At 68.0% G+C, this 22,237-nt stretch carries 18 protein-coding genes and 3 pseudogenes; 8 read left to right on the forward strand and 13 right to left on the reverse strand.

Annotated features, from left to right (window positions below; translation table 11 throughout):
• Positions 1-29 precede the first annotated feature (29 nt).
• The 4 genes from WMF14_RS45740 to WMF14_RS45755 form a co-directional block, all read right to left on the reverse strand.
• Positions 30-458 carry a CBS domain-containing protein gene (locus WMF14_RS45740; RefSeq protein ID WP_437742742.1) on the reverse strand — a complete coding sequence of 143 codons (429 nt, stop codon included), beginning with the start codon at positions 456-458 and terminating at the stop codon, positions 30-32.
• 258 nt (positions 459-716) lie between these two features.
• A complete protein-coding gene (locus WMF14_RS45745) occupies positions 717-1,595 on the reverse strand; it encodes a DUF6999 family protein (RefSeq protein ID WP_437796904.1) in 879 nt (292 codons plus the stop codon).
• Between the two features lie 28 nt (positions 1,596-1,623).
• The gene (locus WMF14_RS45750; protein WP_437796906.1) at positions 1,624-2,322 is read right to left on the reverse strand and encodes an iron-containing redox enzyme family protein; all 699 of its coding nucleotides are present in this window, start codon (positions 2,320-2,322) and stop codon (positions 1,624-1,626) included.
• A 28-nt stretch (positions 2,323-2,350) separates the two neighbouring features.
• Complete coding sequence (locus WMF14_RS45755) at positions 2,351-3,481, reverse strand: beta-ketoacyl-ACP synthase III (RefSeq protein ID WP_437796907.1); 1,131 nt, start codon at positions 3,479-3,481, stop codon at positions 2,351-2,353.
• Positions 3,482-4,122: 641 nt separating this feature from the next.
• Between WMF14_RS45755 and WMF14_RS45760 the strand changes: the two are divergent.
• Both WMF14_RS45760 and WMF14_RS45765 read left to right on the forward strand, forming a co-directional pair.
• Positions 4,123-6,021 (forward strand): annotated as a pseudogene (locus WMF14_RS45760) (transketolase); the annotation flags it as partial.
• Between the two features lie 102 nt (positions 6,022-6,123).
• A complete protein-coding gene (locus WMF14_RS45765; RefSeq protein WP_437796909.1) occupies positions 6,124-6,870 on the forward strand; it encodes a class I SAM-dependent methyltransferase in 747 nt (248 codons plus the stop codon).
• Between the two features lie 384 nt (positions 6,871-7,254).
• On the opposite strand, the gene WMF14_RS45770 is transcribed toward WMF14_RS45765, so the two are convergent.
• Complete coding sequence (locus WMF14_RS45770) at positions 7,255-7,716, reverse strand: hypothetical protein (RefSeq protein WP_437796911.1); 462 nt, start codon at positions 7,714-7,716, stop codon at positions 7,255-7,257.
• Between the two features lie 197 nt (positions 7,717-7,913).
• Entirely contained in the window at positions 7,914-8,642 is a 729-nt protein-coding gene (locus tag WMF14_RS45775; RefSeq protein ID WP_437796913.1) for a metallophosphoesterase family protein, read from the reverse strand.
• A 368-nt stretch (positions 8,643-9,010) separates the two neighbouring features.
• Between WMF14_RS45775 and WMF14_RS45780 the strand changes: the two are divergent.
• A pseudogene (locus WMF14_RS45780) lies at positions 9,011-9,166 on the forward strand (hypothetical protein); the annotation flags it as partial.
• 171 nt (positions 9,167-9,337) lie between these two features.
• Here the strand turns inward: WMF14_RS45780 and WMF14_RS45785 are convergent.
• Both WMF14_RS45785 and WMF14_RS45790 read right to left on the reverse strand, forming a co-directional pair.
• A pseudogene (locus tag WMF14_RS45785) lies at positions 9,338-9,637 on the reverse strand (RCC1 domain-containing protein); the annotation flags it as partial.
• Complete coding sequence (locus WMF14_RS45790) at positions 9,634-10,371, reverse strand: hypothetical protein (RefSeq protein WP_437796915.1); 738 nt, start codon at positions 10,369-10,371, stop codon at positions 9,634-9,636. The gene WMF14_RS45790 and the pseudogene WMF14_RS45785, both read right to left, overlap by 4 nt.
• Positions 10,372-10,672: 301 nt before the next feature.
• On the opposite strand from WMF14_RS45790, the gene WMF14_RS45795 reads away from it, so the two are divergent.
• On the forward strand, positions 10,673-11,833 hold the full coding sequence (locus tag WMF14_RS45795) for a 2-isopropylmalate synthase (protein ID WP_437796917.1): 1,161 nt from the start codon (positions 10,673-10,675) through the stop codon (positions 11,831-11,833).
• On the opposite strand, the gene WMF14_RS45800 is transcribed toward WMF14_RS45795, so the two are convergent.
• Entirely contained in the window at positions 11,817-12,146 is a 330-nt protein-coding gene (locus WMF14_RS45800; RefSeq protein WP_437796919.1) for a hypothetical protein, read from the reverse strand. The two genes, WMF14_RS45795 and WMF14_RS45800, sit on opposite strands and share 17 nt — an antisense overlap.
• A gap of 97 nt (positions 12,147-12,243) precedes the next feature.
• Between WMF14_RS45800 and WMF14_RS45805 the strand changes: the two genes are divergently transcribed.
• Positions 12,244-12,417 carry a hypothetical protein gene (locus WMF14_RS45805; RefSeq protein ID WP_437796920.1) on the forward strand — a complete coding sequence of 58 codons (174 nt, stop codon included), beginning with the start codon at positions 12,244-12,246 and terminating at the stop codon, positions 12,415-12,417.
• 250 nt (positions 12,418-12,667) lie between these two features.
• Here the strand turns inward: WMF14_RS45805 and WMF14_RS45810 are convergent, their stop codons facing one another.
• The 4 genes from WMF14_RS45810 to WMF14_RS45825 form a co-directional block, all read right to left on the reverse strand.
• On the reverse strand, positions 12,668-14,062 hold the full coding sequence (locus tag WMF14_RS45810; RefSeq protein WP_437796922.1) for a lipase family protein: 1,395 nt from the start codon (positions 14,060-14,062) through the stop codon (positions 12,668-12,670).
• Positions 14,063-14,970: 908 nt separating this feature from the next.
• A complete protein-coding gene (locus WMF14_RS45815) occupies positions 14,971-15,129 on the reverse strand; it encodes a hypothetical protein (RefSeq protein WP_437796924.1) in 159 nt (52 codons plus the stop codon).
• A gap of 155 nt (positions 15,130-15,284) precedes the next feature.
• Entirely contained in the window at positions 15,285-15,731 is a 447-nt protein-coding gene (locus tag WMF14_RS45820; RefSeq protein WP_437796926.1) for an RNA polymerase sigma factor, read from the reverse strand.
• 204 nt (positions 15,732-15,935) lie between these two features.
• A complete protein-coding gene (locus tag WMF14_RS45825) occupies positions 15,936-17,054 on the reverse strand; it encodes a sigma-70 family RNA polymerase sigma factor (protein ID WP_437796927.1) in 1,119 nt (372 codons plus the stop codon).
• A 193-nt stretch (positions 17,055-17,247) separates the two neighbouring features.
• Between WMF14_RS45825 and WMF14_RS45830 the strand changes: the two genes are divergently transcribed.
• The 3 genes from WMF14_RS45830 (at position 17,248) to WMF14_RS45840 (ending at position 21,622) form a co-directional block, all read left to right on the forward strand.
• Complete coding sequence (locus WMF14_RS45830) at positions 17,248-18,363, forward strand: hypothetical protein (RefSeq protein ID WP_437796929.1); 1,116 nt, start codon at positions 17,248-17,250, stop codon at positions 18,361-18,363.
• Complete coding sequence (locus WMF14_RS45835) at positions 18,357-20,030, forward strand: hypothetical protein (RefSeq protein ID WP_437796931.1); 1,674 nt, start codon at positions 18,357-18,359, stop codon at positions 20,028-20,030. Before WMF14_RS45830 ends, WMF14_RS45835 begins: the two co-directional genes overlap by 7 nt.
• Before the next feature lie 1,442 nt (positions 20,031-21,472).
• The gene (locus tag WMF14_RS45840; RefSeq protein ID WP_437796933.1) at positions 21,473-21,622 is read left to right on the forward strand and encodes a hypothetical protein; all 150 of its coding nucleotides are present in this window, start codon (positions 21,473-21,475) and stop codon (positions 21,620-21,622) included.
• Positions 21,623-22,237: the final 615 nt, after the last annotated feature.

The following is a 22,237-nucleotide window of genomic DNA, read 5'->3' on the forward strand; positions in this document are numbered from 1 at the left end:
AACGAGCGCGTACGTAAAACGAGCCCGTGCTACGAGCGCGCCTCTCGCTGAGAGATCGAGCTCAGCAGCGCTGACGACCCTGCCCCGCCGTCCCGGTCGGCGATGTCCGACAGGCTGATGACGCCGACAGGATGCTTCTGACCATCGACACAGATGATCCTCGACTTCTTGTGGCTGCTCATCAGGCGCGCGGCCACGTTCAGATCCTCGTCCGGCCCGCAGCAGACGACCTCTCGGGTCATGACGTCCTCCGCCCGTGTCGACGAGGCGCGACGGTGCTCCCCGAGCACCCGGATGGCGAGGTCTCGATCGGTCAGGGTCCCGATGACGGAGCCATCGTCGCCGCAGATCGGAACAAAACCGATGTTCCGCGCCTGCATCAGCTCGGCGACGTTCTCGACGGGCTCGCTCGCCTTGCAGCAGGCCACGTCGGTCTTCATGAGCTCGGAGCAATTCATTGTCTCTCCTCCTGGAATCGCACTCAGCATCGTGTTCGAGACGCCCATCGTCCCGCCTCGAAGACCAGCAAACGGCGGTCCATCACGCCGGCGAGGCACAGGTGTCGAGCTCGCGGCGCGCAGAGGATCGCACGTGGCACACGTCTCGCTGCGATCGAGCGGACACGAGGCGCGATCTTCTGCCCTCCGGCGGCCTCGACGCTCCTCCAGATTTCGCCCGGAGACGCCTCGGTTCGAGGAGGAAGATTCAGGAGATCGTCACGGCGCGACGGCTCCCTGGGCCGCCGCTCTCTTCGCTTCTGCCTTCAGCTTCCTCAGGTGTCCGTGCAGGGTCTCGGAGTCGAGGCCATGTAGCGTCAACCGGAAGCCGGCCTCTAGCGTCGAGCTGGGCACCATGGGATGATGGTTGTGCACCAAGGCGACAGGCAGCGGGTCGTTCAGGATCTTGCCGACGTAGAGCGCGATGATCTCGTCCAGCTGCAGCGAATTGCTCGCCCGCCAGAAATGGTGGTCCGACAGGAACAGCGCATAGAGCGGCGTGTAGATCTCGATGGCGGTCTGCAGGTCGACGACGTTCAGCCAGGTGTTCGGGAGGTCGCCGATGCTCGCGTCGTCATCTGTGATGGCAGAGAAGTCGATCTCTTTCCGGGGCTCGATCTCACGCCCCTCTGCGCGAAGCTTCTGGTTCAGCTCGATGATGAAGTTGTAGAAGGTCAGATCGTGGACAGTGAACGTGTTGTCCAGGAGGTCCTCCAGCCTCCTGGTCCTCAGCGGCGTCGTCGTCTCGAGTTGGATGCCCGGGACGTTGTCCTCGATGAACTTCAAGATCTCCGTGCCGATGGTGAAGTGGCGCAGGATGAGGTAATTGGCCTCCGGGGCGACGAAGAGCCTCAGGCCCCAGTAAATGGACCGGTGCAACAACCACGGAGATTGCCAGCTCGCCGGGACAAGAATCTTCATGAGCTTGATGCCGGAGATCGACAGGCGGGCGAACGGCCTGATGATCGGCATCACGACCCTGCGCGTGGTGCTGCCCTGGCTCTTCAGGAAGGCGGCTTTGGCCCCCTCGTCGATCGGCAAGGACCGGTCCAGGTACAACGCCAGCCACGGATCGGGATCCCCGGGGTCGTGCTTCATCTTCCTGAAAAGGCCCTGAAAGTCCATGTCAGTAGCTCCCGATCTCCTCGAGCTGGAGGCGGTAGAGTCGCGCGGTGACCCGGGCGGTCTTGAGGATTCTCGGCGCCATCCGCGGGAGGTTCAAGATACCACAGCGGAGCGCCTCTTCCAGCTCGCCCAGGTGATCTTCGTCGGCCTTCGCGTGATAGAGATAGAAGCTGACCGCCTGCGCCTCCAGGCGAAGGGCGGACTGCACATGCTCGGCCCACTGGGCCGCGACCCGCTTGCCGAGGCCTTCGATGATGTACATGGCGCCGAGGAGATCGAAGGGGTTCGGCTGATCGGCGCGATGGAAGATCCAGGCGGACAGGGCCTCGCTGCCGATGTTCAGCTCGTGCCGCGCGAGCCCGGCCGGGTCGCCGCCGCTCTTCAGGTAGTCTTCCTCCAGCATCAGGTAATCGCGATGCTCCGCGGCCGCGTGGCGGATGAAGCGCGAGCGCAGCTCGGCGAACTCGTGGCCGATGTTGGAGGCGGCGCGCGCGATCCAGAGCGCCCCGTTCATCACCTGCGCCCGGTGGTTCAGCAGGAGCTCGTGGTAATCGGCCAGGCGAATGCGACGCTCGATCACGCGCCGCACGATCGGGATGTGATGCACCTGGGACTCGAAATCCAGCCAGATGGACGACAGCCCGCGCAGGACGGCCTGCGGTGAATCTTCGTCTCGAGGCGATGTACGTTCCGGAAGCATCCCGAACCTCCCTGGTGATGACGGCGGGTCAGACGACCGTGAGCAGCATGAAGGCGATGACGCAGCGGCCGCTCTCCGGGATGAAGCCGAGGACCTGCTGGCCCGGCTGCAGATCCCGCTCCTCGATCAGCTGGTGCAGCATGAGGAGAATGGATGCGGCCCCCGTGTTCCCCTGGGAATAGAGGTTCGTGAACCAGCGAGCCTCGGGCACCATCGCCCCGGTCTTCGCGAGCAGCTTGACCATCTCTCCGCGGAGAGAGTGGGACGAGTAGTGCGCGAGGAAGTGGTGGATGGCTCCGGGCCTCAGACGTCGCCGATCCACGAGCTCGAGGTAATGCTTCGCCCACACGGGGAACATGCGGTAAAGCAGATCGAAGTCCTGCTTGAGGACGACGGCGCCCTGCTGCGCCGCGAGCGCAGGGCTGTCGTAGTGACTCCAGGGCTTCCTCTCACCCGCCCGGTTCCTGGAGGTGCCCGCATACATGCAGGGGTCGAAGCGGTCGGCGTAGGAGCAGAGATCGATCCATTCCACCCTCAGGGAGCGGCGCCCCTCGTTCGGCCTGGTCTCCAGGAGCCAGGCGCCGGCCCCGTCGGAGAGGGTCCAGCGGAGAAACTCGGTCTCCATCAAGGCGGAGGAGTCCTCGCCTTCCTGCTCCCGACCGGCATAGAAGCCAGGTCGGAAGAAGCGGCTGGAGAACTCGGCGGCGCAGGCCACGCCGCAGTCGTGCTCGCCCGCCTTCAGCTGGAGGTAAACGGACTTGAACGCCATCATGCTGCTGGCACAGACGCTCTGAAAGCTCGCGATCTCCATGGGTCGCAGGCCGAGCTCGCCGTGGACCGCGCTGGCGAAACCGGGGACGAGGAGGTCGCCCTGGGTGGTGGCCGCCGCCAGGAAGGAGAGCCTCTCCGCGGCGATCTCGCTGCGCGAAAGCGCGTCCCGGATCGCACGAGCCGCCATGTCTGCGCTGGTGTGAAGGTGCACGCCGTCCGGCGTCAACGCATAATGACGTGTCTTGATGCCGTTCTGCCGCAGGACGAAGCGCCCGAGCCTGGAGCGTCTGTCGTTGATCTCGCCGATGTACTGCTCCATCTCCTCGTTCGGGACCGGCTTGCCAGGCAAGAACGCGCCAGTGCTGGTGATGTAGACGGAACGATCCATGATCCTTCTCCGTGGCAGACATGGGCTTGGAGCTCGTCACGGCGGCATGCGGCATCAACACTACCTCAATCGCCCTCGCCGGGCCGAGGCGTAACCATGTCCCGTCCTCGCGCTCTCGCTCGCACCCGTCTTGGTCGGAACCTGCGCGATCGTGCTCCGGGCCGTCGAAGAGGCGAACCGCGCCGAGCTCGAGGGCATCCGCGCACAGATTGAGCACGGCGTGTCTGTCGATGAGCTGCAGAGCTCGGCGCCGCCGCCCAGGTTCATCCGCATCCTACGGCCGGTCGACGCCATCCATGCGGGCCGACTTGGCTGCCGTCGTCGTGGCCAGACACGAGCTTCGTGCGCGGTGGCGCTCTGCTTGCATCAAGACGGCAGCGTCAGGTGCAGCCATGGCGCAAGAGGCCCCCAAGACACCCGAGAAAAGAAGGCCAAAGCACGTACGCAGCCCCCTGAAAGACGTCGCTCCGAGCCGTCCCAGGGGATCTCCTGCGCAGGACGATCGAGAGCAAGCGCCGAGGGCCGAGAGGGACCGCTCGCCCGCGCCGCCCGGCGAGCGGTCGACCCAGGCGCCCCACGGAGCGCCGCGGCGTGAGCACGAACCGCGCGGCGGGCGCGAGGGGCAACACCGGGGCAGCGCCGAGCAGGCTCACGGTCATCGTGGGCTCGCTCAGCAGCTTCGCGTCGATAGCCTCCGCTGCTCGACGATGGCCGGTTCCGGGCACCCGACCTCCAGCCTGTCGGCGGCCGATCTCATCGCGGTGCTCCTCCGCGACTACCTCCGCTGGGATTTGAGCCATCCGGAGAACCCGAACAACGATCATGTGATCTTCTCGAAGGGCCACGCCTCCCCTCTGCTCTACGCGATGCTCAAGGCGGCGGGCGTCATCTCCGACGCGGAGCTCCTGTCGTATCGGCGCCTCGGGAGCCCGCTGCAGGGGCACCCGGTGCCGACGCTCCCCTGGATCGACGTGGCGACCGGTTCGCTGGGTCAGGGGCTCCCCATCGGCGTCGGCATCGCGCTCTCCGGGAAGTACCTGGAGAAGGTTCCCTACCGCGTCTGGGTGTTGCTCGGCGACAGCGAGATGTCCGAGGGCTCCATCTGGGAGGCGTTCGACCATGCGCGCCACGCGAAGCTCGGCAACCTCACTGCCATCCTCGACATGAACCGCCTGGGGCAACGCGGCCAGACACCCCTCGGCTGGGACTCCGCGGCCTATGCAGCGCGCGCCCGCGCGTTCGGATGGCGCGCCCTGGAGATCGACGGCCACGATCCAGCCGCCATCTCCGGCGCCTATGCCGAAGCCCTCGAAGCCTCGGACGCGCCCGCGCTGATCGTCGCCCGCACGGTGAAGGGAAAGGGCGTGTCCCTCGTCGAGGACAAGGACGGCTGGCACGGAAAGGCGCTCGACCGGGCGCAGTGCGCGCAAGCGATCGAAGAGCTGGGAGGCATGCGCGACATCGTCATCGAGCCAGAGGCGCCTGCGCCGGGTGAGCCTGCGCCGCGGCCCGCCGCCGAGCCGCTGAGGCTCCCGAGCTACGAGCGCTCCACGGCCGTCGCGACGCGGAAAGCGTACGGCGACACGCTCGAGGCGCTCGGCGCTGCGCGCACGGACATCGTCGCCGTGGACGCCGAGGTCAACAACTCGACCTTCGCCCAGGAGTTCGCGAAGGCCCATCCAGACCGCTATTTCGAGATGTTCATCAGCGAACAGCAGATGGTGGCCGCCGCCGTCGGGCTGAGCGTCCGGCGCTGGTCGCCCTTTGCGTCGACGTTCGCGGCCTTTCTCACGCGCGCCCACGATTTCCTCCGGATGGCCGCGGTGTCGAGGGCCAATGTCCGCGTCTGCGGCTCGCACGCGGGCGTATCCATCGGCGAGGACGGTCCGTCGCAGATGGGGCTCGAGGATCTGGCCATGATGCGCGCCATCCACGGGAGCACCGTGCTCTATCCGTGCTGCGCCAATCAGACCGCGCGGTTGGTCGCTGCCATGGCCGACCAGAAGGGTATCGTGTACCTCCGGACGACGCGCGAGAAGACGCCTGTCCTGTACGACGCGACCGAAGCGTTCCCCCTCGGCGGGAGCAAGGTGCTGCGCGAGACACCCCACGATCGCGTGACGATCATCGCCGCCGGCATCACCGTCCACGAAGCGTTGAAGGCGCACGCAGAGCTCGAGGCGAGCGGGCTCTCCGCTCGAGTCCTCGACGCGTATGGCATCAAGCCGATCGACGCCGCCGGCATCCGCGCGGCGGTGCAGGCCACGGCTGGAAACGCCGTCATCGTGGAGGACCACTGGGCCGAGGGCGGCCTGGGCGACGCCGTGCTCGAAGCCCTGGCTGGCGAGGAGCCCGTCGCCGCGCGCGTCGTCCACCTCGCCGTGAGGGAGATGCCTGGCTCGGGCACCCCAGCCGAGCTCCTGCATGCGGCGGGGCTGGATGCTTCCGCCATCGTCGGCGCAGCGAAGCGGCTCCTCTCCGACCAAGCACCCGCCGCAGGCGTGGGCCACGGGGGCGAGAGCGGGCGCCACATGTCCTGATGCGCGCGCGAGGAGGGCGTGCAGGCCGCGAAGGATCGGGCGCAAACGCGCTGCGGATCGGTCGTCGGCCGATTGTGATACAACGCCAGCGACAGGACCGACATGAGCGCTCTCTACGATCGCATCGGCGCAGGCTACTCCGCGACGCGGAGGACGGAGCCCCGCATCGAGGCGCTGATCAGAGGCGCTCTTGGTGATGCGCGCTCGGTGGTCAACGTGGGCGCGGGCGCCGGCGCGTACGAGCCGACCGACCGAGAGGTGCTCGCGGTCGAGCCCTCGGCGGCCATGATCGCGCAAAGGCCGCTCGGTGCGGCGCCGGCCCTCCAGGCCACGGCCGAGCGCCTGCCCCTCCCCGACCAGAGCTTCGACGCCGCCTTGGCCGTCAACACGCTACATCACTGGACCGACCTGCGGGCAGGCCTGCGCGAGCTTCGCAGGGTCGCACGCAAGCGAATCGTCATTTTCATGCGCGACCCGCCGAGCGGTGAGCCTTTCTGGCTCACCGAGGTCTACCTTCCCTCCCTCGACCCGTCACGAAGGAACTCCGCCATTGTCGACGTGATCAGAGAAGAGCTCCCGTCCGTGAAATCGCTGCCCTTCCAGCTGCCTCGCGATTGCGCCGACGGTCTGTTCGCTGCGTACTGGGGGCGGCCGGAGATGTACCTGGATGCCGAGGTCCGGAGGAACATCTCGAACTTCGCGCTCGCGGAGGAGGGCGATGTGGCGAAAGGGCTCGCGTCGTTGAGGGCGGACCTCGCGTCGGGGGAGTGGGATCGCAAGTACGGGGCGCTGCGACGCCAGGAGTCGCTCGACCTGGGCCATCGCGTGCTGCTCGCCGAGCTGGCGTGACGCACCACCTGGGCAGAGCGTGCCAGCTCGTCTCCGGTGACAGAAGGGGGCCCTTCGTCTCGCGGTGAGCCGCCACGGCACCCGCGCGGGTGCCGTGGCGGAGGCGTCGCACAAAAGAAAAAAAGAGCGCCCGTCCGACGGTGTGGGGGGGGAAACCGTCCCTCAGGCGCTCCGGTGTCAGGGCTATGCAGGAGCTGGGCCAGGAGTCTCCTGACGGAGGTCCGTGAATTTACGTAGGCGTCGTCCGGGTAAGGCTTTCGTTTCTGGTGTGGTGGATTTCGTTGCTGAAGCGCCGGGGGGCCGTTTCCTGCGAGCGGTCGCGCGGTGGCGCCTGCCCGAGCGTCGAGCGCGTGCTGCGCCTGGGCGGCCAGACGAGCGCTGCGCCTAGGCAGGGCGGTGGGGCGTGCCGGCGATGGCTCCTACGCGGCGCGTCTTCGCCACGCGCCTCGCCTGCTGCCGGATGTGCTCCACGGCCTTCTCGAAGAAGGCCTCGGGGGAGGACTTGCTGACGGTGATCTGCTCTCCGCCGATGAGGACGACGAGGAGGCCCCTGTCGGTCCTGCCCACCGCGAAGAAGTCGACGGTGAACGGCAGCTCGTCCTCGACGGTGAGGGACAGCTGGCACTTCAAGACCTCGCCGACGCCGGGCTGATTCTCGACGACGAACCGCTGCAAGAGCCCGTTGGCGTGGGCGTCCCCGGCGATCCGGTTGAGCGCCCACTTGTCCCTCGGCCAGGCCATGTGGTCGCGGAGCTCATATATCCACTGCAAGAGCTCCTCGGCGACCTGGCCGATCGCCGCCTTGGAGGCCTCATAGGACAGCTTGATATGCTCGTATTTCGTCATCGGGGCTCCATCGCTCTCCGGCGCGCGCCCTCGAGGCTACCAGATCGCCGCGCCCCGCCGCACGCGGATCGGGCCCCTCGGCCTCGCCGGCGCCGCGGGATCCTTCGGCGCAGCGCGCGGCGTCGCGGGCGGCCGCGAGGCGCTCGCGCTGCCTGCTCTCGGCGCGCGCCGGGGCCGGCGGGACCGGCCGGGCTCGCTCAGGCGTATTGCTGCAGCAGCGCGCCGCGCATGGGGTTGTCGCAGCCCTTCACCGCCGCGCGGAGCGCGTCCCTGTCGACCGGCACCCTGTGCAGGCTGACGTTGACCGCGCCGCCCTGCGCCTCCACGGTCGCGTACTCGGCGTGGTGCAGCAGCGTCGGCGGCCCGCCGTTCGCGTACTCCTTGAAGGGGAGCCCGACGCTCCCCGGGTTCACGAGGAGCGTGCCGCGGTGCTGGCGGAGCATCTGGAGGTGCGTGTGCCCCCCGGCCATCACCGTCGCAGCGTGGCCCGCGAGGCGGCGATCGAGCTCCTCCGGCGGGGTGTTCGCGAGGAGATCCTCCATGTGAGACCGGGGCGAGCCGTGGAACACGAGGAGCGTCGAATGGGCGTCGAGCGGGATCTCGAGGCGCGCCTGGAACGTGCGCAGGAAGGCGAGCTCGTCGTTCGACAGCCGATCACGGCACCAGTCCACCGCGTCGACGACGATGGAGGCCTCGGTGTAGGTGCGGATCAGCTCCGGATCCAGCATGAACTCGTCGTGGTTCCCGAGGATGCACGGGCACCCGAGCTCCTGCAGCATGTCCAGGATGGCCGAAGGCCGCGGTCCCAGCGTCGCGACGTCGCCGAGGCAGATCACCTGATCGACGCCCGTCGCCTGGATGCTGGCCAGCACGGCCCTGAGCGCCACTTCATTGCCGTGGATGTCGGATATCAGCGCGATCCGCATGGCAGGACCCCCCCTTCGGCGGCCATCGAGACGTTGGAGCGGCTCTCGGCGCCTCGCGGCGTCCGATCGGCGGACTCGTGACGATAGACCATGTCCGCCGGCGCCTCCAGCCCCTCGCGCGCGGCCGAGCGAGGCGCGAAGCGGCGCGGTCATGCGACAGCGCGACGGCTGGCGGCGATCGACATGCGCATCACAGCCGCGAAGTCTCCCTGTCCACCCCGGACCACGAGCGGGTAACATCGGCGCGTGCGCGCGCTCTGGCCTCGGCGAGGTTCGCGCTCCTCCGCGATCGGCCGCTGCTCGACAAGACGATCCACGTCGTCGAGGACCCCACGCCCGGCAGCATCGCGCCCACGCCGTTCCAGAGGATGCCGCTCGTGCACGAGCGCGCGGCGGGCGGACCCAGCCATCCGTGGAACCCGGTCGGCGTCTCCGAGGCCGGCGAGGGCGCGCGTGCCGACGCGCTGGATCCAGCGATGGGCGCAAGGCGAGCGCGCCCGAACCTGGTCAATCCTGTGAGCCCCCACCGGCCCGCGTGCTTCGGGACCATCGCGCCTCACTGGGCCTTGCGGGCGCGGCTCTTCAACGTTGTAATCGTTGCCGAAACAGTAGACCTCGGCGCCCTTGCGCGCGCGCGTGTGCCGGTCGCCCGCGGCCATCTCGTCGACGCCCGCCGCGAGCGGCGCGAGGACGTTCACCGGAGAGGGCGAGGCCTCCTGCCCGCCGTTGCCGAGCTGTCCATCGAAGTTCCTGCCCCAGCAGAGCACGCCCCCGTCGGAGGTCTTGATGGCGCAGGTGTGATCCTGGCCGGCCGCGACCTGCCGGATATCGCTCCGGACGAGGAGCGGCGTCGCATCGCCCGACTGCTCCGCCGCGCCATTGCCGATCTGGCCTTCCTCGTCGGATCCCCAGCAGTACAGCTCATCGCCCGTCTTCACGGCGCACGAGTGCTCCGCGCCCAGCGAGATGTGCACGACGTTGATGAGGCTCGTCACCCGCGTCGGTCCGACGGAATCGAGGGTTGAGCCGTTGCCGATCTGCCGCGCCGGCCGTTTCCCCAGCAGACGACCGTCGTGTCCGCCATCACCGCGCAGGAGTGCGCAGGGGCATTGTCGTCCGTGCGCGAGTATCCGCCGCCCGCCGCCACGTGGACCGCCTTGCCGGGCAGCGACACCCGCGCGGGCCAGGGCACGCTCGGCTCATCGATCGGCGCTCCGGCTTCCCCGAACGTGTTCCTCCCCCAGCACCAGACGCTGCCGTCCCCTCGCAGCACGCAGGTGGGGGCGAACCCGGCCGAGATCTCGACCGGGTCGTTGCAGCAGGCCCCCTCGGCCCCGTCCACGCACTCCATCGCGCAGCGGCGGTCGCAGGCGCCGCAGTGCTGGGGATCGCGCGCGCTCGCCTCGCACCCCGGCGCCGCCGCGTCGCAGTCGAGGAAGCCCGCGTCGCACGCGAGGCCGCAGACGCCGTCCTCGCACGTGGGCGCCGCGTTCTCCCCGGCGGGGCACTCCTTAGGCGAGGCGCACGCGACGCCGTGGCCGCCGGCGCCGCCCTGGCCGCTGGCCCCACCCTCGCCGCCGGCGGTGGCGCTGCCGTGGCCAGCGCCGCCGCCCTGGCCGCCCCCGGCCGACGCGAAGTTGCGCTCGGAGGGCGAGCAGCCGGCGCAGAGCGCGATCGCGCCGATCGTGAGGAATCCCAGCGCGGTCATCGACAGGCGAAGCCTGTGCATGATCGAAGCTGCCGAAGCGGCAGGTGTCCCGGAGCAGCAAGTCGCTCCTTGGTCAGCTTTTTACGCTGCCGCTCTCCGCGCGGAAAGCCGCTCCCGCCGGCGGGCGCGGTGGTCCGGCGCTGCGGGCGTGGACGCCTGGCGCCGGCTCGATGCGCACGTGGGGGCGCGGCGCTCGCCGTGCGCTGCTGGGACCTGCTCCGGCGGCCGACATGAAGTAACCTTTCCCCCAGCGCGGATCGACGCGGTGCGCCGCGCCCGCGCCACGCCGAGAGCCCCTTCGATTCGAGATGAGATGCAGCGCATGAGCGCCGACGGCCGGGATCCCGGCGCCGCGGCCCCCTTCGACTGGAACCGCGCCGAGCCCGCGCCGGGGGAGCGCCCGCCGCGCCCCGGAGGGCGGATGTCGCCCTCCGGCGGGCAGCCGTCGCCCTCCGGCGGGCAGCAGCCGCCCTCCGGCGGGCCGCAGCCGCCCTCCGGAGGGCAGCAGCCGCCCTCCGGCGGCCTGGCCGCCGACGCGTGGGGCGCCGCGCGCGCCGACGGGGAGGCGTGGCTGCCCTTTGGCCGGGGAGCCCGGCCGGTCGAGGTGCTCGACGAGACGCTGCGCGACGGCATCCAGGGCGTCTCCACGGTGAACCCGCCGCGCGGGCGCAAGATCGAGCTTCTCCATGCGATGGCGAGCGTCGGCGTCGACGTCGTGAACCTCGGCATGCCGGCGACCGGGCCGCGGCAGTTCGACGACGCGTGCCTGCTCGCCCGGGAGATCGTCGCGTCCCGCCTGCCGCTCGGCCTGACCGCGGCTGCGCGCACCCTCGCCGTGGACGTCCAGGAGGTCGCCCGCGTGGCCGAGCGCACCGGGGCGCCGATCATGGTCTACGCGTTCATCGGCAGCTCGCCGATCCGGCACTTCGTCGAGGGGTGGGGGCCTGATTTCCTGGCCCGCAGCGTCGATGAGGCCGGGCGGGCGGCCGCGGCGGCTGGCCTGCCCTTCTGCCTCGTCGCGGAGGACGCGACCCGCTCGCCGCCCGACATGCTCCGCACGCTCTTCCGCGCCGCCGTCGACGCCGGCGCGGCGCGCCTGTGCCTTTGCGACACGACCGGCCATGTCACCCCGCCGGGGGTCGAGGCGCTCGTCGCGTTCGCCCGGCGCGAGCTGGGCGCGCTGGGGGCGACCGGGATCGAGCTCGACTGGCACGGCCACAACGATCGCGGGCTCGGCCTCGCGGCCGCGCTCTGGGCGGTGGCGAGCGGCGTCGAGCGGGTCCACGCCACGGCGCTCGGCGTCGGGGAGCGGACGGGCAACACCTGCCTCGAGCTGCTCGTCGACAACCTCGGCCGCCTGGGCGCGCGCCCCCCGGTGCCGCGCGAGCGCTTGGCCGCGTACTGCGCGGCTGCGTCGCGCGCGCTCGCCTGGCCCGTCGCGCCGGACCATCCCATAGCGGGGGCGCTCAGCCGCCGGGGGTGAGGTTGCCCCCGCCGATGCGCGCCAGGGCGGCGCGGACGATGGGCGCAGCGGGCGCGAGCGCGTCCGCGAGCTCGCCGACGCGGCCCGCCGCGCGCTCGGCGCGGGCCCACGCCGAAGAGAAGCCGAGCGTGCCGGGCGGATGGGCCTCGGCGAGGGCGATCGCTTGCCGGAGGTCGTCGCCGACCGCCACGATGGCGTGGAGATCTGCCACGCTGGCCCCGCGGGAGCGCGCCTCGGCGTAGAGCGCGCGCACGATGCCGAGCAGGTCGCGGGCGGCCTCCAGCGGGAAGGGGTCGTGGCGGATCGAGAGCACGCTGGCTGCAGATCAGGGGGGCCGGGCGGGGGCGTCAAGCGGCGGGTCGAGCGGTCGTGCGTGTGATGCGGTTTGGAAATTGCAGCGGAAGGCCGGCATGAACCACAGCACGCATGAGCTCGCAAAGACGGACGTTCCCGGCGACGACGAGGATGCTCCGCTGCCGCCGAACCCGGGGGATCCAGGGCCGGAGCAGCCGGAGCCGCCGTCGCCCGATCCGACGGAGGACCCGCGCTTCCCGCCGCTGGGCGACTTTCCGCGCGGGGTTTGAGCTGAGCGGAGGGCTGCGCCTGGTCGGGTGAGGAACGTGCAGCGAGGGGCCCGAGGTGAGGAGTGACGCGGGTCCTCTCGCCTCCCCACCGCGGGCTGGCGAGACGACCGGGCGCGCGGGCACGGTACCACCCTCGCCAGGCGACGGCGGAGCTTCTCCGACGTATTTGGTCGCGCGGCCACGGTCGGCAGGAGCGGGAATCGGCAGGGTCGACATCGTGGGCGTCAAGTTCCCGTGACGCCCTCTCCCATCACCCGAATTCGGATCCTGGATATACGATCTGCGAAGTTCGCAGATAATTGAGGGGGGAGTGGTCAGCCCATGAAACATGCAGGGGAATCCAATTGAGTAGGGGAAACTGGTTGCGGACGAAGGCCATGACGCCGATCCCCATGCTCAGACCACCCAGTATCGCCTGCCGCACGAACCGGCGCTCAAGCTGCCAACCATAGGGCGTCGAGACGTACTGTTTGCCAAACGGCATGAATGATCCCATCGTGCGCGGTGGCATCTTCGGCACAACGTCATGGCCATAAACGTGATTGAATAAGTACGCCCCAAACGCCTTGTTGAACGTCTCGGAGAATACCCTCCCACCGACCATCGGAGCTCCGAATGTGTAAACGCCACGCAGCACATTCTTGATGGGTTCGAGCTCGCTGCTCGAGTGGATAATCGCCGCCGCAATGATGGCCATCGCTCCACCAAGGCTGTGTCCCGTGATGTAGAGTGCCTTCAACTTCTTCAAATCATTTGATTTGAATGGGGCAGACTCGTCGCTGCACGCTGTCTTTGGCGCACTCAGATTGTTGATGAGATCGTTCTTGATATCGGGGCCTCCCTGCTTCCTGTTGGACGTGTCGCCCGAAGAGCCATCGGTCGGCGACGTTGAATCGTCGCTCGGTGCGGATGGATACATGTCATTCAATTTCTTCTCTATCGAACGACCGACTTTGTCTATGCTTGCAATTTTGCTGGAAATATCATTTATATTCGATTCGATGTTGGATATTGTTTTCTGATCTCTATTAATATCCGCGCAAACCTTCTCTGCCTTTAATGCGGAGGTTATCATGTTGACAATCATTGGCCATAGCGACCGCACTGATCGATAAAAGCCTCCGTGGACCGGACCCATCTCGTTGAATGGATCTGGATGGCTGTTTACGTTGGTTAGCCAGTTGACTACGTTTCGTGGCTCTGTGCCGCGAAAACAAAGAATTCCAATTTGACCATCCTCGCTCTGGGCGAAGTACGCTGAGGCATCGATGAGCAGTGCATCGTTTTGAAAGGTTATTGAATTACAATAATTGTTATCGATCCCGCGCGCTGCGAGCATCCTTGAAAAATTATCAATATCGGAATATGCCCATGCAGAGGCACAGGCGAGAATGTATGCTACTCGACTATCGTACATGCCGGCTGGGAGTTCAGCCAATTTATGTACAACGCTCGGCACCTCCGTCTCGCCGCTTGTTGCGGAGGCATGTATTATCCCCGTGGTGATGGGTGATGCGAGGTGGGTCGCTGATAGCATGCGCCTGATAAATTCTGAAGATGAGAACTCTGAAAATACTCGTATTTCCGGGTCTGTATGTATTGTTGCGCTCCGAGGGCGAGAGCCGCGTGTGCTTTCGAACTTCATTTGACTGCCTTTCTGTTGGTTGGTGTTTGTTATTGGGGTAGGTGTATGATCGATCGTCCTGATATGTGCAATGGTCTCGAGCGTGGGTTAGTGACGTGTGCTGTCGCGTGCTGGGTTGTGTTCGGTAGGCATGTTTAATCTCCTGTGCGTATTGGCGAAGCGCAAGGGCGTCTTGGTCGCTGGACGGGTTGATCCGAGTTCGAATTCAGGATTGTAAGTCATTGCAAGGCCGCGGCGACTCTGCAGAATCATGAAGGCTGGTCTCGGCGAGGCGACGCGTCAGCGGAGGGTGATGCTCAGGGTGCTTGGCGAGTAATCGGCAGGACGCGCCTGGGACACGCGGCTGGGCGGGCGCGCGTCGAAGGCCAAGGGCGGCGTTGCCGTTGACGGGGGCGGTAGGGACGGCCTTTCGCCCCGTCGGGCTCGGGCCGCCCCCTGCACGGAGCCCACCCAGCGAGCAGAACTACCGCACCGGGCCCCTGACACGGCGGGAGCTCGCTCCCAAGGCGGCCCCAGTTCCAGCCTGACGCCGTCGTACGGAGCAACCTTCATCGCCGCGTCGCTCCTCGGACGGGCTCGGCGGAACGCATGGCTATCCGGGGTTGCAGATATGCAGATCGCCCGTCGGACCAAACGCCCGGTCGCCGTCTCGCGCGATGCAGAGCCTACACTCCTTGACGATGGATCCCCTGGTAGTTGTTGACGCTCACGCTGGCTGATGGTCCGTCGAGCAGGCCGCTTGATGGCCGTCGCGGGCGTGCGTGGTTGCGGTCAAGGAGAGCGATGGCCATCGCTCGGACGCGCGCGCCGCAGCGCGGCTCGCCATGGCCATCGCCGTTCGTGGCCGTCGGCGCCGGCAAAGCGTTCCTTCGCCAGCGCCGAGGGGGCGCCCGTCGTGTCGGTCAGCGTCAGCTGACGTCCGTACCCAGGTCGCCGACGATGCGTGCGATCACGTCACGCTCGACGAGCTTTTTCTTCCGTCGCGCCGCCGTAACCACGGGGCTGCCCAGCCAGGCGCCTGGGATGAACACGTCGGTCCGGTTCTCGGCCGGGTTGTCGGTGACCACCGCGCCAACGAAATTGAGCGCCGGCCGCTCTGGCCGCTCGGCCCCTGCGGCGAAGATGCGCCGAACGCCGAAGAACAGCGCGTCGATCCAGCGAGCAGGCCTTGCTCGACCAGCTCGAACGCGCGCGGCGACGGAGAGCTACGTCCGCACCTCGTTCAGCGGAGGATCTTCCGCAACTGCTTTCGCCCGCGGTGCAGCCGCTTGTTCGTCGTGCCTGGACGGGCACCAAGCTCTGCCGCGATCTCCTCAGCGGTATTGCCCACGGCGGTGCCCGCGAGCGCGGCACGGAGCTCGGGCCTGAGCCGCTCCAGGCGACGAAGCGCCATCCGCGCCTCCACCTGGCCGAAGGGCGACGGTGCATGCCTCGCTATCCCTGGAGCCGCGAATGCCGCAAGCTCCCTGTACCACCGGTACAGGCGCTCCCGGTAATGGAAGATGTGGTGCCAAGTAACAGCCAAGAGCCAGTTCTGTAGAGCCTTCTTCGGCGGCACCTCCGGACGGGGCCGAATAACTCCGCCTTCCACGCTGCGCCACGCGGACAGGAAGATCTCCTGCATCACATCAGGCTGGTCGCGAGCGGGTACGCCGAACTGGCGCAACACGGCATGGATCATTCTCGAGTGTCGCATGATGGCCTCGAAGGGAACGTGCACTGCCGGGGGCGCACCAATCTCGACTCGACGTGACGTGCGCCTATGCTCCTCCACGGCTACCTTGCGTGTCATGGACGTGCTCATTCTCCTGGCCCGGCGCAGGGCGGATCTCGGCCTGACGTCGCTCACGAACGCCGCCGTCTCCAACGCTGGCTATCTGTCGCTAGGGCCGCCGCCGATTCCGCGAAGTTGCAGCAGCAGCGCCTCTCGCTCCCGGGCCAGCTGACCCCGAGGGAACTCCATGGCGTGCATGTCGAGCAGGCGTCGCGCCTCGACGTCAGCCCTGGCGTTGTGGGCTTCGATGGCCTTGCGCGCCTGGAGGATCAGGTCCTTCTCGCGCTCGCTCGCGATCGGGCGTACGGCGCGGACTGGCGGCGAGGAACGCGCAGCTGTTGCGGCCGGCGAAGCTGGCTTGCCGTTCGTCGCGACCAGTCGATGCTCGCCGGGCGCCGCGATGCCCTGCACCACGAGCGAGGCCGTGGCGACCGCACCCCGTGCGTCTGGCTGGTCGAGGGGCGGCGCGGTGTGCTGCTGCGGGGGCGTGGCCGCACCGGCGTGGATCGCTGCCGGCCGTAACCACGGGGTCGTACTGGCGGAGCCTGACGAGCGTGGAGCTGTCGCGACGACGGCGCCCGTCAGGACGACGAGCGCAGCCTGCGCGAGGACCTTCGCCCCGACCTTCGGCAGGTGCAGCGCGGTCGTCCACCGCGAGCGATGGAACAGGCCGAACACCACAGGGACGCAGGGCTCCTTGTCCCAGCCCCGGAATTCTTGCTGCGCCATCCAGCGCCGCTTCGCCTCGTCCAGCTGCTCGAGTGCCCTGCGGTGCTGGCTCCTCACGGTGTCCAGCTTGAGCCCCAGCTCGGCGGCGATCTCGGCGAGCGACTTCTCCTCGAGCTCGTGCTTGATCAAGAGGTCGCGGTACTTGGGGTCGACCTGCTCCATCAGGTCGCGCATGGTTGCTTCCCGCTGCTGCCTCCGGAGCAAGGCTTCCGGGCTCGGTTGGTCCCCGCAGAAGTCGTGCTCGTCGAACGGGGTCAGGACCTCACCCCGACGGCTCGCGTCCCGTAGGTGGCTGCGCGCGAGGTTCAGGGCGATGGTGACGGAGTACGGCGCTGGATCCACGCCCGTCTCGAGCCGCCCTCTCGCCTCCCAGTCCCGTAGGAGCGCTTCCTGCGCGAGGTCCTCGGCGTGTCGCGCGGGGACACCGACCCGCCTGACGAGGCGGCGGAAGCGCTCGAAGTGGGGGGGAGTTCGTGCTGGCTTGCCCACGGCTGGTAGCACCCCTGAGCTGGCCGGAAGGGTTCAAGAAAGAGAAGGGTCGGTCAACTTTGGTAGGATAATGTACGCTTTGTGATGTGCGTACCACCTGCAGCTCCACTGCTCGGAGGGTCGACGAGCTCCTTTGCGTCGTCGCGCCGATCTTTGCCTGGAAAAAGGTCGGATTGCTGCGAATTGGTCGAGGTTGACGCCGCGCGTCCGGCGCAACTACGGTCCGCGCATGCGTGACGTTGCGCCTTCGCTGCTGTTCTGCCTGATGATTGGCGCCGCAACCAGCTACACGAGCTCGGCCAGCGCCGAGGACATCTACTCGACGCCGGAGCAAGGCGGCAACTCGACGGAGAAGGACCTTATTCGCCGCGCACAGAGGGCCCGCGACGCAGGGCGGTGGACCGAGGCTCATGCGGCCTACAAGGCGGCCTTCGAGGCCGCAGACCCGCCGTCGAGCACGGAGAAGGAGCGCGCGGAGATCGCCGGAGAGCTTGGCCTGTGTGAGCTCGAGCTGCGCAAGTACCGTGACGCTGCGGAGCATCTGGCCTGGAGCCTGGATCAGCGCAACTTCCTCCCCCTTCAACTACAGCTTCGGTTCGAGGCCGGGCAGCGCAAGGCAGCGCCTCACGTCGCGACACTCTACCTGTCCGTCGACCCGCCCGATGCCGAGGTGCTCATCAACGGCAAGCCCATCAGCGCACCAGCGCGGACCTACAGGCTGTTCCTGGATCCCGGACAGCACATGGTGCGGGCCAGGTTGGCGGGCCATGAGGAGGCGTTCGCGTCGTTCGACGCGCAGGCCGGGAAGCCGACGACCCTCTCGCTGCAGGTGCCGCGCGCCGCAGCGCCGGGCGCTCCTGCGAAGGAAACCTCGATGCGGCGCTCGACGCCAGGGGCGCGGGCGTCGTCTTCCGTGGAGCCGTCCTCCACGGCGTCGAAGCTGCGGATCGCTGGCGCGGTCGTGGCAGGGGCAACCATGGCAGCTGGCGGTGGATTGCTGATCTGGAGTGCCTACACCGAGGATGAGCTCCACGATCGAGCTACCGCGCTGCGTGGCGCAGACGAGGACGCGAGCCGATGTGCCCGCCCGAACGCACCGCGCGCATGCTCGGAGCTGCGCGATCTGCAAGAGAGGCGCGATCTCCTGACGAAAGCTGGATGGGTGACTCTGGTGTCGGGCGGCGCGATCGGTGCGCTGACGCTCGTGTCTCTGCTCGTGGACCGAACCTCAGCGTCCAGCGATGGGGTGCGTGTTGTGCCCACGGTGAGCGGGCAGCGCATGGGGCTTATGATGGCGGGTGTGTGGTGACGAACGTGGAGATTCGGAGCATGGATACCTCATCGAAAGGTCGACGCGGGGTGGCTGTGGCCACCTTGGTGCCTATCGCGCTCGGATTCGGAATCGCTTCTGTCGTGTACGGGTGCTCCTCCGGTCACGAGGATCCCATCTGTGTCGACGACCCCACGGTGAAGCCTCCGCAAGATGGGTGCGGCCTGTTCGTCAGCGCAAGTCTCGGCGACGACGCGAATCCAGGAACGCGCGCGAAGCCGCTGAAGACACTGCGCAGGGCCCTCGAGCTCGTAGAGGCGGGCGGTTCCCCCCACCATGTCTACGCTTGCGCTGAAACCTTCGACGAACGTATCTGGTTCTACGACACCAGCATCTGGGGCGGGTTTGACTGCAAGAACGGCTGGCAGCACCTCGGTGCCGATGCGAAGACCGTCATCGCCCCGAAGCAGCCCGAGCGCGAAGTCGTGACGTTCGGAGGGCGGGGAATCACGCTCGCGAACCTGCGGATCGTGGCGCCCGATGGTAACGAGGTGGACCGAACAGAAGCGTGCTCGATCGGAATCGTCGCTGTGCGCGATGAGGCCGAGCTCAAGCTCGTGGCGAGCGAAGTCATCACAGGACGGGGCGCGATGCCGGGCGGCAACTCGATCGGGATCTATCTCTCCGCTGGCAGCGAGATCGAGGTGATCGACAGCCGCATCGTCGCAGGTGACGGAGCCGACGGTGAGCCCGGAGCGCCGGCGGAGGACGCAGCGGCGGCCGATGGGCGGCCTGGACACGTTGGAGCCGACGCGTGCACGGTCGATGACGTGGCTGCAACCCGAGAGGTCACGACGGAGTGTGACGACGAAACCTCGGTCAGCGGCCAAGGCGGCCCCGGTCTGCCCGATGAGGGCTTCAACGCAGGTTATGGGGAGCCGCTGCCCGACCCGAACCCGACGGGCGCCGGCACCGGGGGTGTCGGTCAGCAGGGAAGCATGGCGTGCACCGACGGCCAGCGCGGCCTCGACGGTGCGGCGGGTGTGCACGGTCAGGGGGCAAGGCTTCCTGGCGTTGTGGGATGGGTCCGCACGCTGGGCAAGGGTCAGGACGGGACGCTCGGACGCCCGGGTCAGGGCGGCGGCGGTGGTGGCGGTTCGCGCGGCGGCGCGACCGCCTGTGGTGCCGGGCCGGTCGGGGGGGCGTTCGGCGGCTCGGGTGGTTCCGGCGGTTGTGGCGGCAAGCAGGGAACAGGCGGTTTCGCCGGAGGAGTGAGCGCTGGCATCGTTACAAGAGGTTCGAAGGTCACCATCCGCGGATCGACCCTTCAGACCGGCCGCGGCGGTCGGGGTGGCGCGGGAGGGGCGGGACTGCCAGGAGGAAGCGGAGCTCCCGGCGGTGAGGGAGGCGGAGGCGTGCCCGGGGCGCTCGCGGGATGCCGCGGAGGCGATGGTGGCAACGGGGGGCCCGGCGGTGGCGCAGGCGGCGGGCTCGGCGGTCATTCGGTAGCCATCGCGTACCTGGAGACCGCGGAGGTCACGCGCGAGAACGTCCAGGCGACGTTTCTCCTTGGAACTGCTGGGGAGGGAGGGGACGGCGGCGATCCGAATGTCACGGAGAGCAAGGGCAACGATGGCGTGGCGGCCGAGTTCCTGCCGTTTGCGGCCATTGATCCGAACGACCCAGACTCTCATGAGCTGCAGTAGGGGGCGCCATGTGGGATGAGATGGCGAGATGGGAATCGGGCTTCCGCGCGCTGGGTGCTCGGCCTTTGCTGTTCGGAGTCGCTTTGTTCAACGGGGGTGCGGCGCTCGGATGCGGTAGCGAATCGGGGGTGTGGGAACGTTGCGAGGAGACCCTCACATGTGCGCCGGTGGAGTCCTGCAACGCGGATCCCGGCAACGCCGATCGTCCGGTCGACTGCGAGGGCGTTTATGTGGCAGACAAAGGCGATGATGTTTGGCCTGGCACGCCGAATCTGCCGGTACAAACGTTTGCGCGGGCGTTCGAGCTTGCCCGCGAGCGTGGCATGCGGGTGTACGCATGCGCCGACACATTCTCTGTCGAAGTCCGTGTGCCGGCAGGAATGGACGTGTGGGGAGGTCTCGACTGCCGCGGTCTGCCAAGTCATTGGCCGTTGCATCCACTCGGCGAGCTCACCACGATTGCGCCAGGTCCGAACCGAATTCCGCTCACCGTCGTGGACCAGGCGGCGGAGCCCTCGCCCGAGGCCGACGCGATCACGACGCTGACGAGAATCCGTATGATCGCACAAGATGCCACCGTGCCGGGCGGCGCTTCCATTGCCATGCGCGCCCTGCCGGGAGTGACGGTACAGCTGCGCTTGAGCGAGATCGTCGCCGGGGACGGCGCAGATGGAGCTCCTGGCGCGGATGGCGGCGTCAATGAAGCACAAGAGGGGGCACAGGGGAATCCAGGAGCGGTGGCGTGCTCTTCGGATACGGTGACCGGAGGGGCGCGGGTCACAACCTCGTGTGACGATGGCATCTCGTCGGGCGGGATGGGCGGTATCGGCACAAACGGTGACGGTGGCGACGGCGAAAGTGGTTCCCCTCTGCCAATCACGAATCCAATGAGCCACGGTCTGGGTGGAGCTGGGCAAGGCATCCTGTCGTGCACAGAGGGGAGGGGCGGCCTGGCGGGGGATGACGGCGCGAACGGGAACGGCGCATCAGGGCCGGGTCGGGTCACAGACACGGGGCTGGAAGGTGGCGCCGGCGAAGATGGCCAGGCAGGGCAGCACGGTTACGGGGGCGGCGGTGGAGGCGGCTCGCGCGGCGGCTCAGCGTACTGCGGCGCAGGAGCGGCACAGGGCGGCGCTTCTGGCGGTTCCGGCGGTGCTGGCGGCTGCGGCGGCAAGCCCGGAAAGGGCGGCGGTTCAGGCGGATCCAGCATCGGGATTCTGTCTTACCACGCCAGCGTCCGCGTGAATAAGACCAGCATCCTCACGGGTCGTGGCGGAAACGGTGGACGGGGCGGGGACGGCCAGTACGGCGGCGTGGGTGGGTACGGGGGCACTGGCGGGGGTAATAGGGCTGGATCGCAGCCAGGCTGCCGTGGCGGCGATGGTGGGAAGGGCGGCAACGGAGGCCGGGGCGGTGGAGGCCACGGAGGACATTCACTCGCGGTGGCACATACCGTCGACCTGGGCCCTGACGTCGAGCCCGACTCTCCGATCAAGTTCGGCATCCCTGGTGACGGCGGAGGTGCCGGCGATCTGAACGCGAACTCGGGCAAGCCCGGTTCCGCAGCCGTCTCGATGGGCTTTCAGGACTAGACGCGTGACGCTCCGAGGGCGCCGGCTCGGCACCGGGGTCCGCCCCACCGCCGATTCCCGGGGCGAACGCCTCGTCGCCAAGGCCGTCCAGCCTGGCCTCGCGGCAGCACGGCGAGGCGCCGTTGCGAACCGTCGCGAGCTCGCCCGGCGGACGGTGGGGACGTCGCGGCACGGCGACGTGGTGCCCAGAATGACGCACAGAGAACGAGAGCGCCATACGGGTCGCCCTCGGAATCAGGAGTCTTCTGACCATCCGCATGCGACGAGCGCACGATTGCGACGGTGGGCATGCGGCCACGGAGCTGCACGAGGCGCGCCCGCTCCGTCGGAGACGCGCGCAACCAAGCAATGCACCCAGCAATGCATTGATGCGCGCAGCAAACGTCCTCGCTGTGACGGTATCTCTCCGCGAGCCCTGCTGTCCCCACTGTGACGCTCTTCCTGCTGAGATTGATGCTGTCTAAGGCGGCTCATCAGGTGTAACGTCGGTGGTGAAGGCGAGCTGTCCACCACCGCCGCCTGACCTTTGCCATCAGCCAGTATCGGGGGAAATCGATGGAACATCACGAGACGGTTCTCCAATCGCATCATGGCGAGCTTGCCGCCCTGCGCGCT

The sequence above is a fragment of the Sorangium sp. So ce693 genome (genome assembly GCF_051521375.1).
Taxonomy (GTDB): domain Bacteria; phylum Myxococcota_A; class Polyangia; order Polyangiales; family Polyangiaceae; genus Sorangium; species Sorangium atrum.

What these genes read in the sequence shown, in the direction of transcription:
- WMF14_RS45740 (WP_437742742.1), bottom strand. Translation starts at nt 458, where the DNA reads ATGAATTGCTCCGAGCTCATGAAGACCGACGTGGCCTGCTGCAAGGCG.
- WMF14_RS45770 (WP_437796911.1), bottom strand. Translation starts at nt 7,716, where the DNA reads ATGACGAAATACGAGCATATCAAGCTGTCCTATGAGGCCTCCAAGGCG.
- WMF14_RS45750 (WP_437796906.1), bottom strand. Translation starts at nt 2,322, where the DNA reads ATGCTTCCGGAACGTACATCGCCTCGAGACGAAGATTCACCGCAGGCC.
- WMF14_RS45765 (WP_437796909.1), top strand. Translation starts at nt 6,124, where the DNA reads ATGAGCGCTCTCTACGATCGCATCGGCGCAGGCTACTCCGCGACGCGG.
- WMF14_RS45810 (WP_437796922.1), bottom strand. Translation starts at nt 14,062, where the DNA reads ATGAAGTTCGAAAGCACACGCGGCTCTCGCCCTCGGAGCGCAACAATA.
- WMF14_RS45745 (WP_437796904.1), bottom strand. Translation starts at nt 1,595, where the DNA reads ATGAAGCACGACCCCGGGGATCCCGATCCGTGGCTGGCGTTGTACCTG.
- WMF14_RS45775 (WP_437796913.1), bottom strand. Translation starts at nt 8,642, where the DNA reads ATGCGGATCGCGCTGATATCCGACATCCACGGCAATGAAGTGGCGCTC.
- WMF14_RS45755 (WP_437796907.1), bottom strand. Translation starts at nt 3,481, where the DNA reads ATGGATCGTTCCGTCTACATCACCAGCACTGGCGCGTTCTTGCCTGGC.
- WMF14_RS45805 (WP_437796920.1), top strand. Translation starts at nt 12,244, where the DNA reads ATGAACCACAGCACGCATGAGCTCGCAAAGACGGACGTTCCCGGCGAC.
- WMF14_RS45790 (WP_437796915.1), bottom strand. Translation starts at nt 10,371, where the DNA reads ATGCACAGGCTTCGCCTGTCGATGACCGCGCTGGGATTCCTCACGATC.
- WMF14_RS45795 (WP_437796917.1), top strand. Translation starts at nt 10,673, where the DNA reads ATGAGCGCCGACGGCCGGGATCCCGGCGCCGCGGCCCCCTTCGACTGG.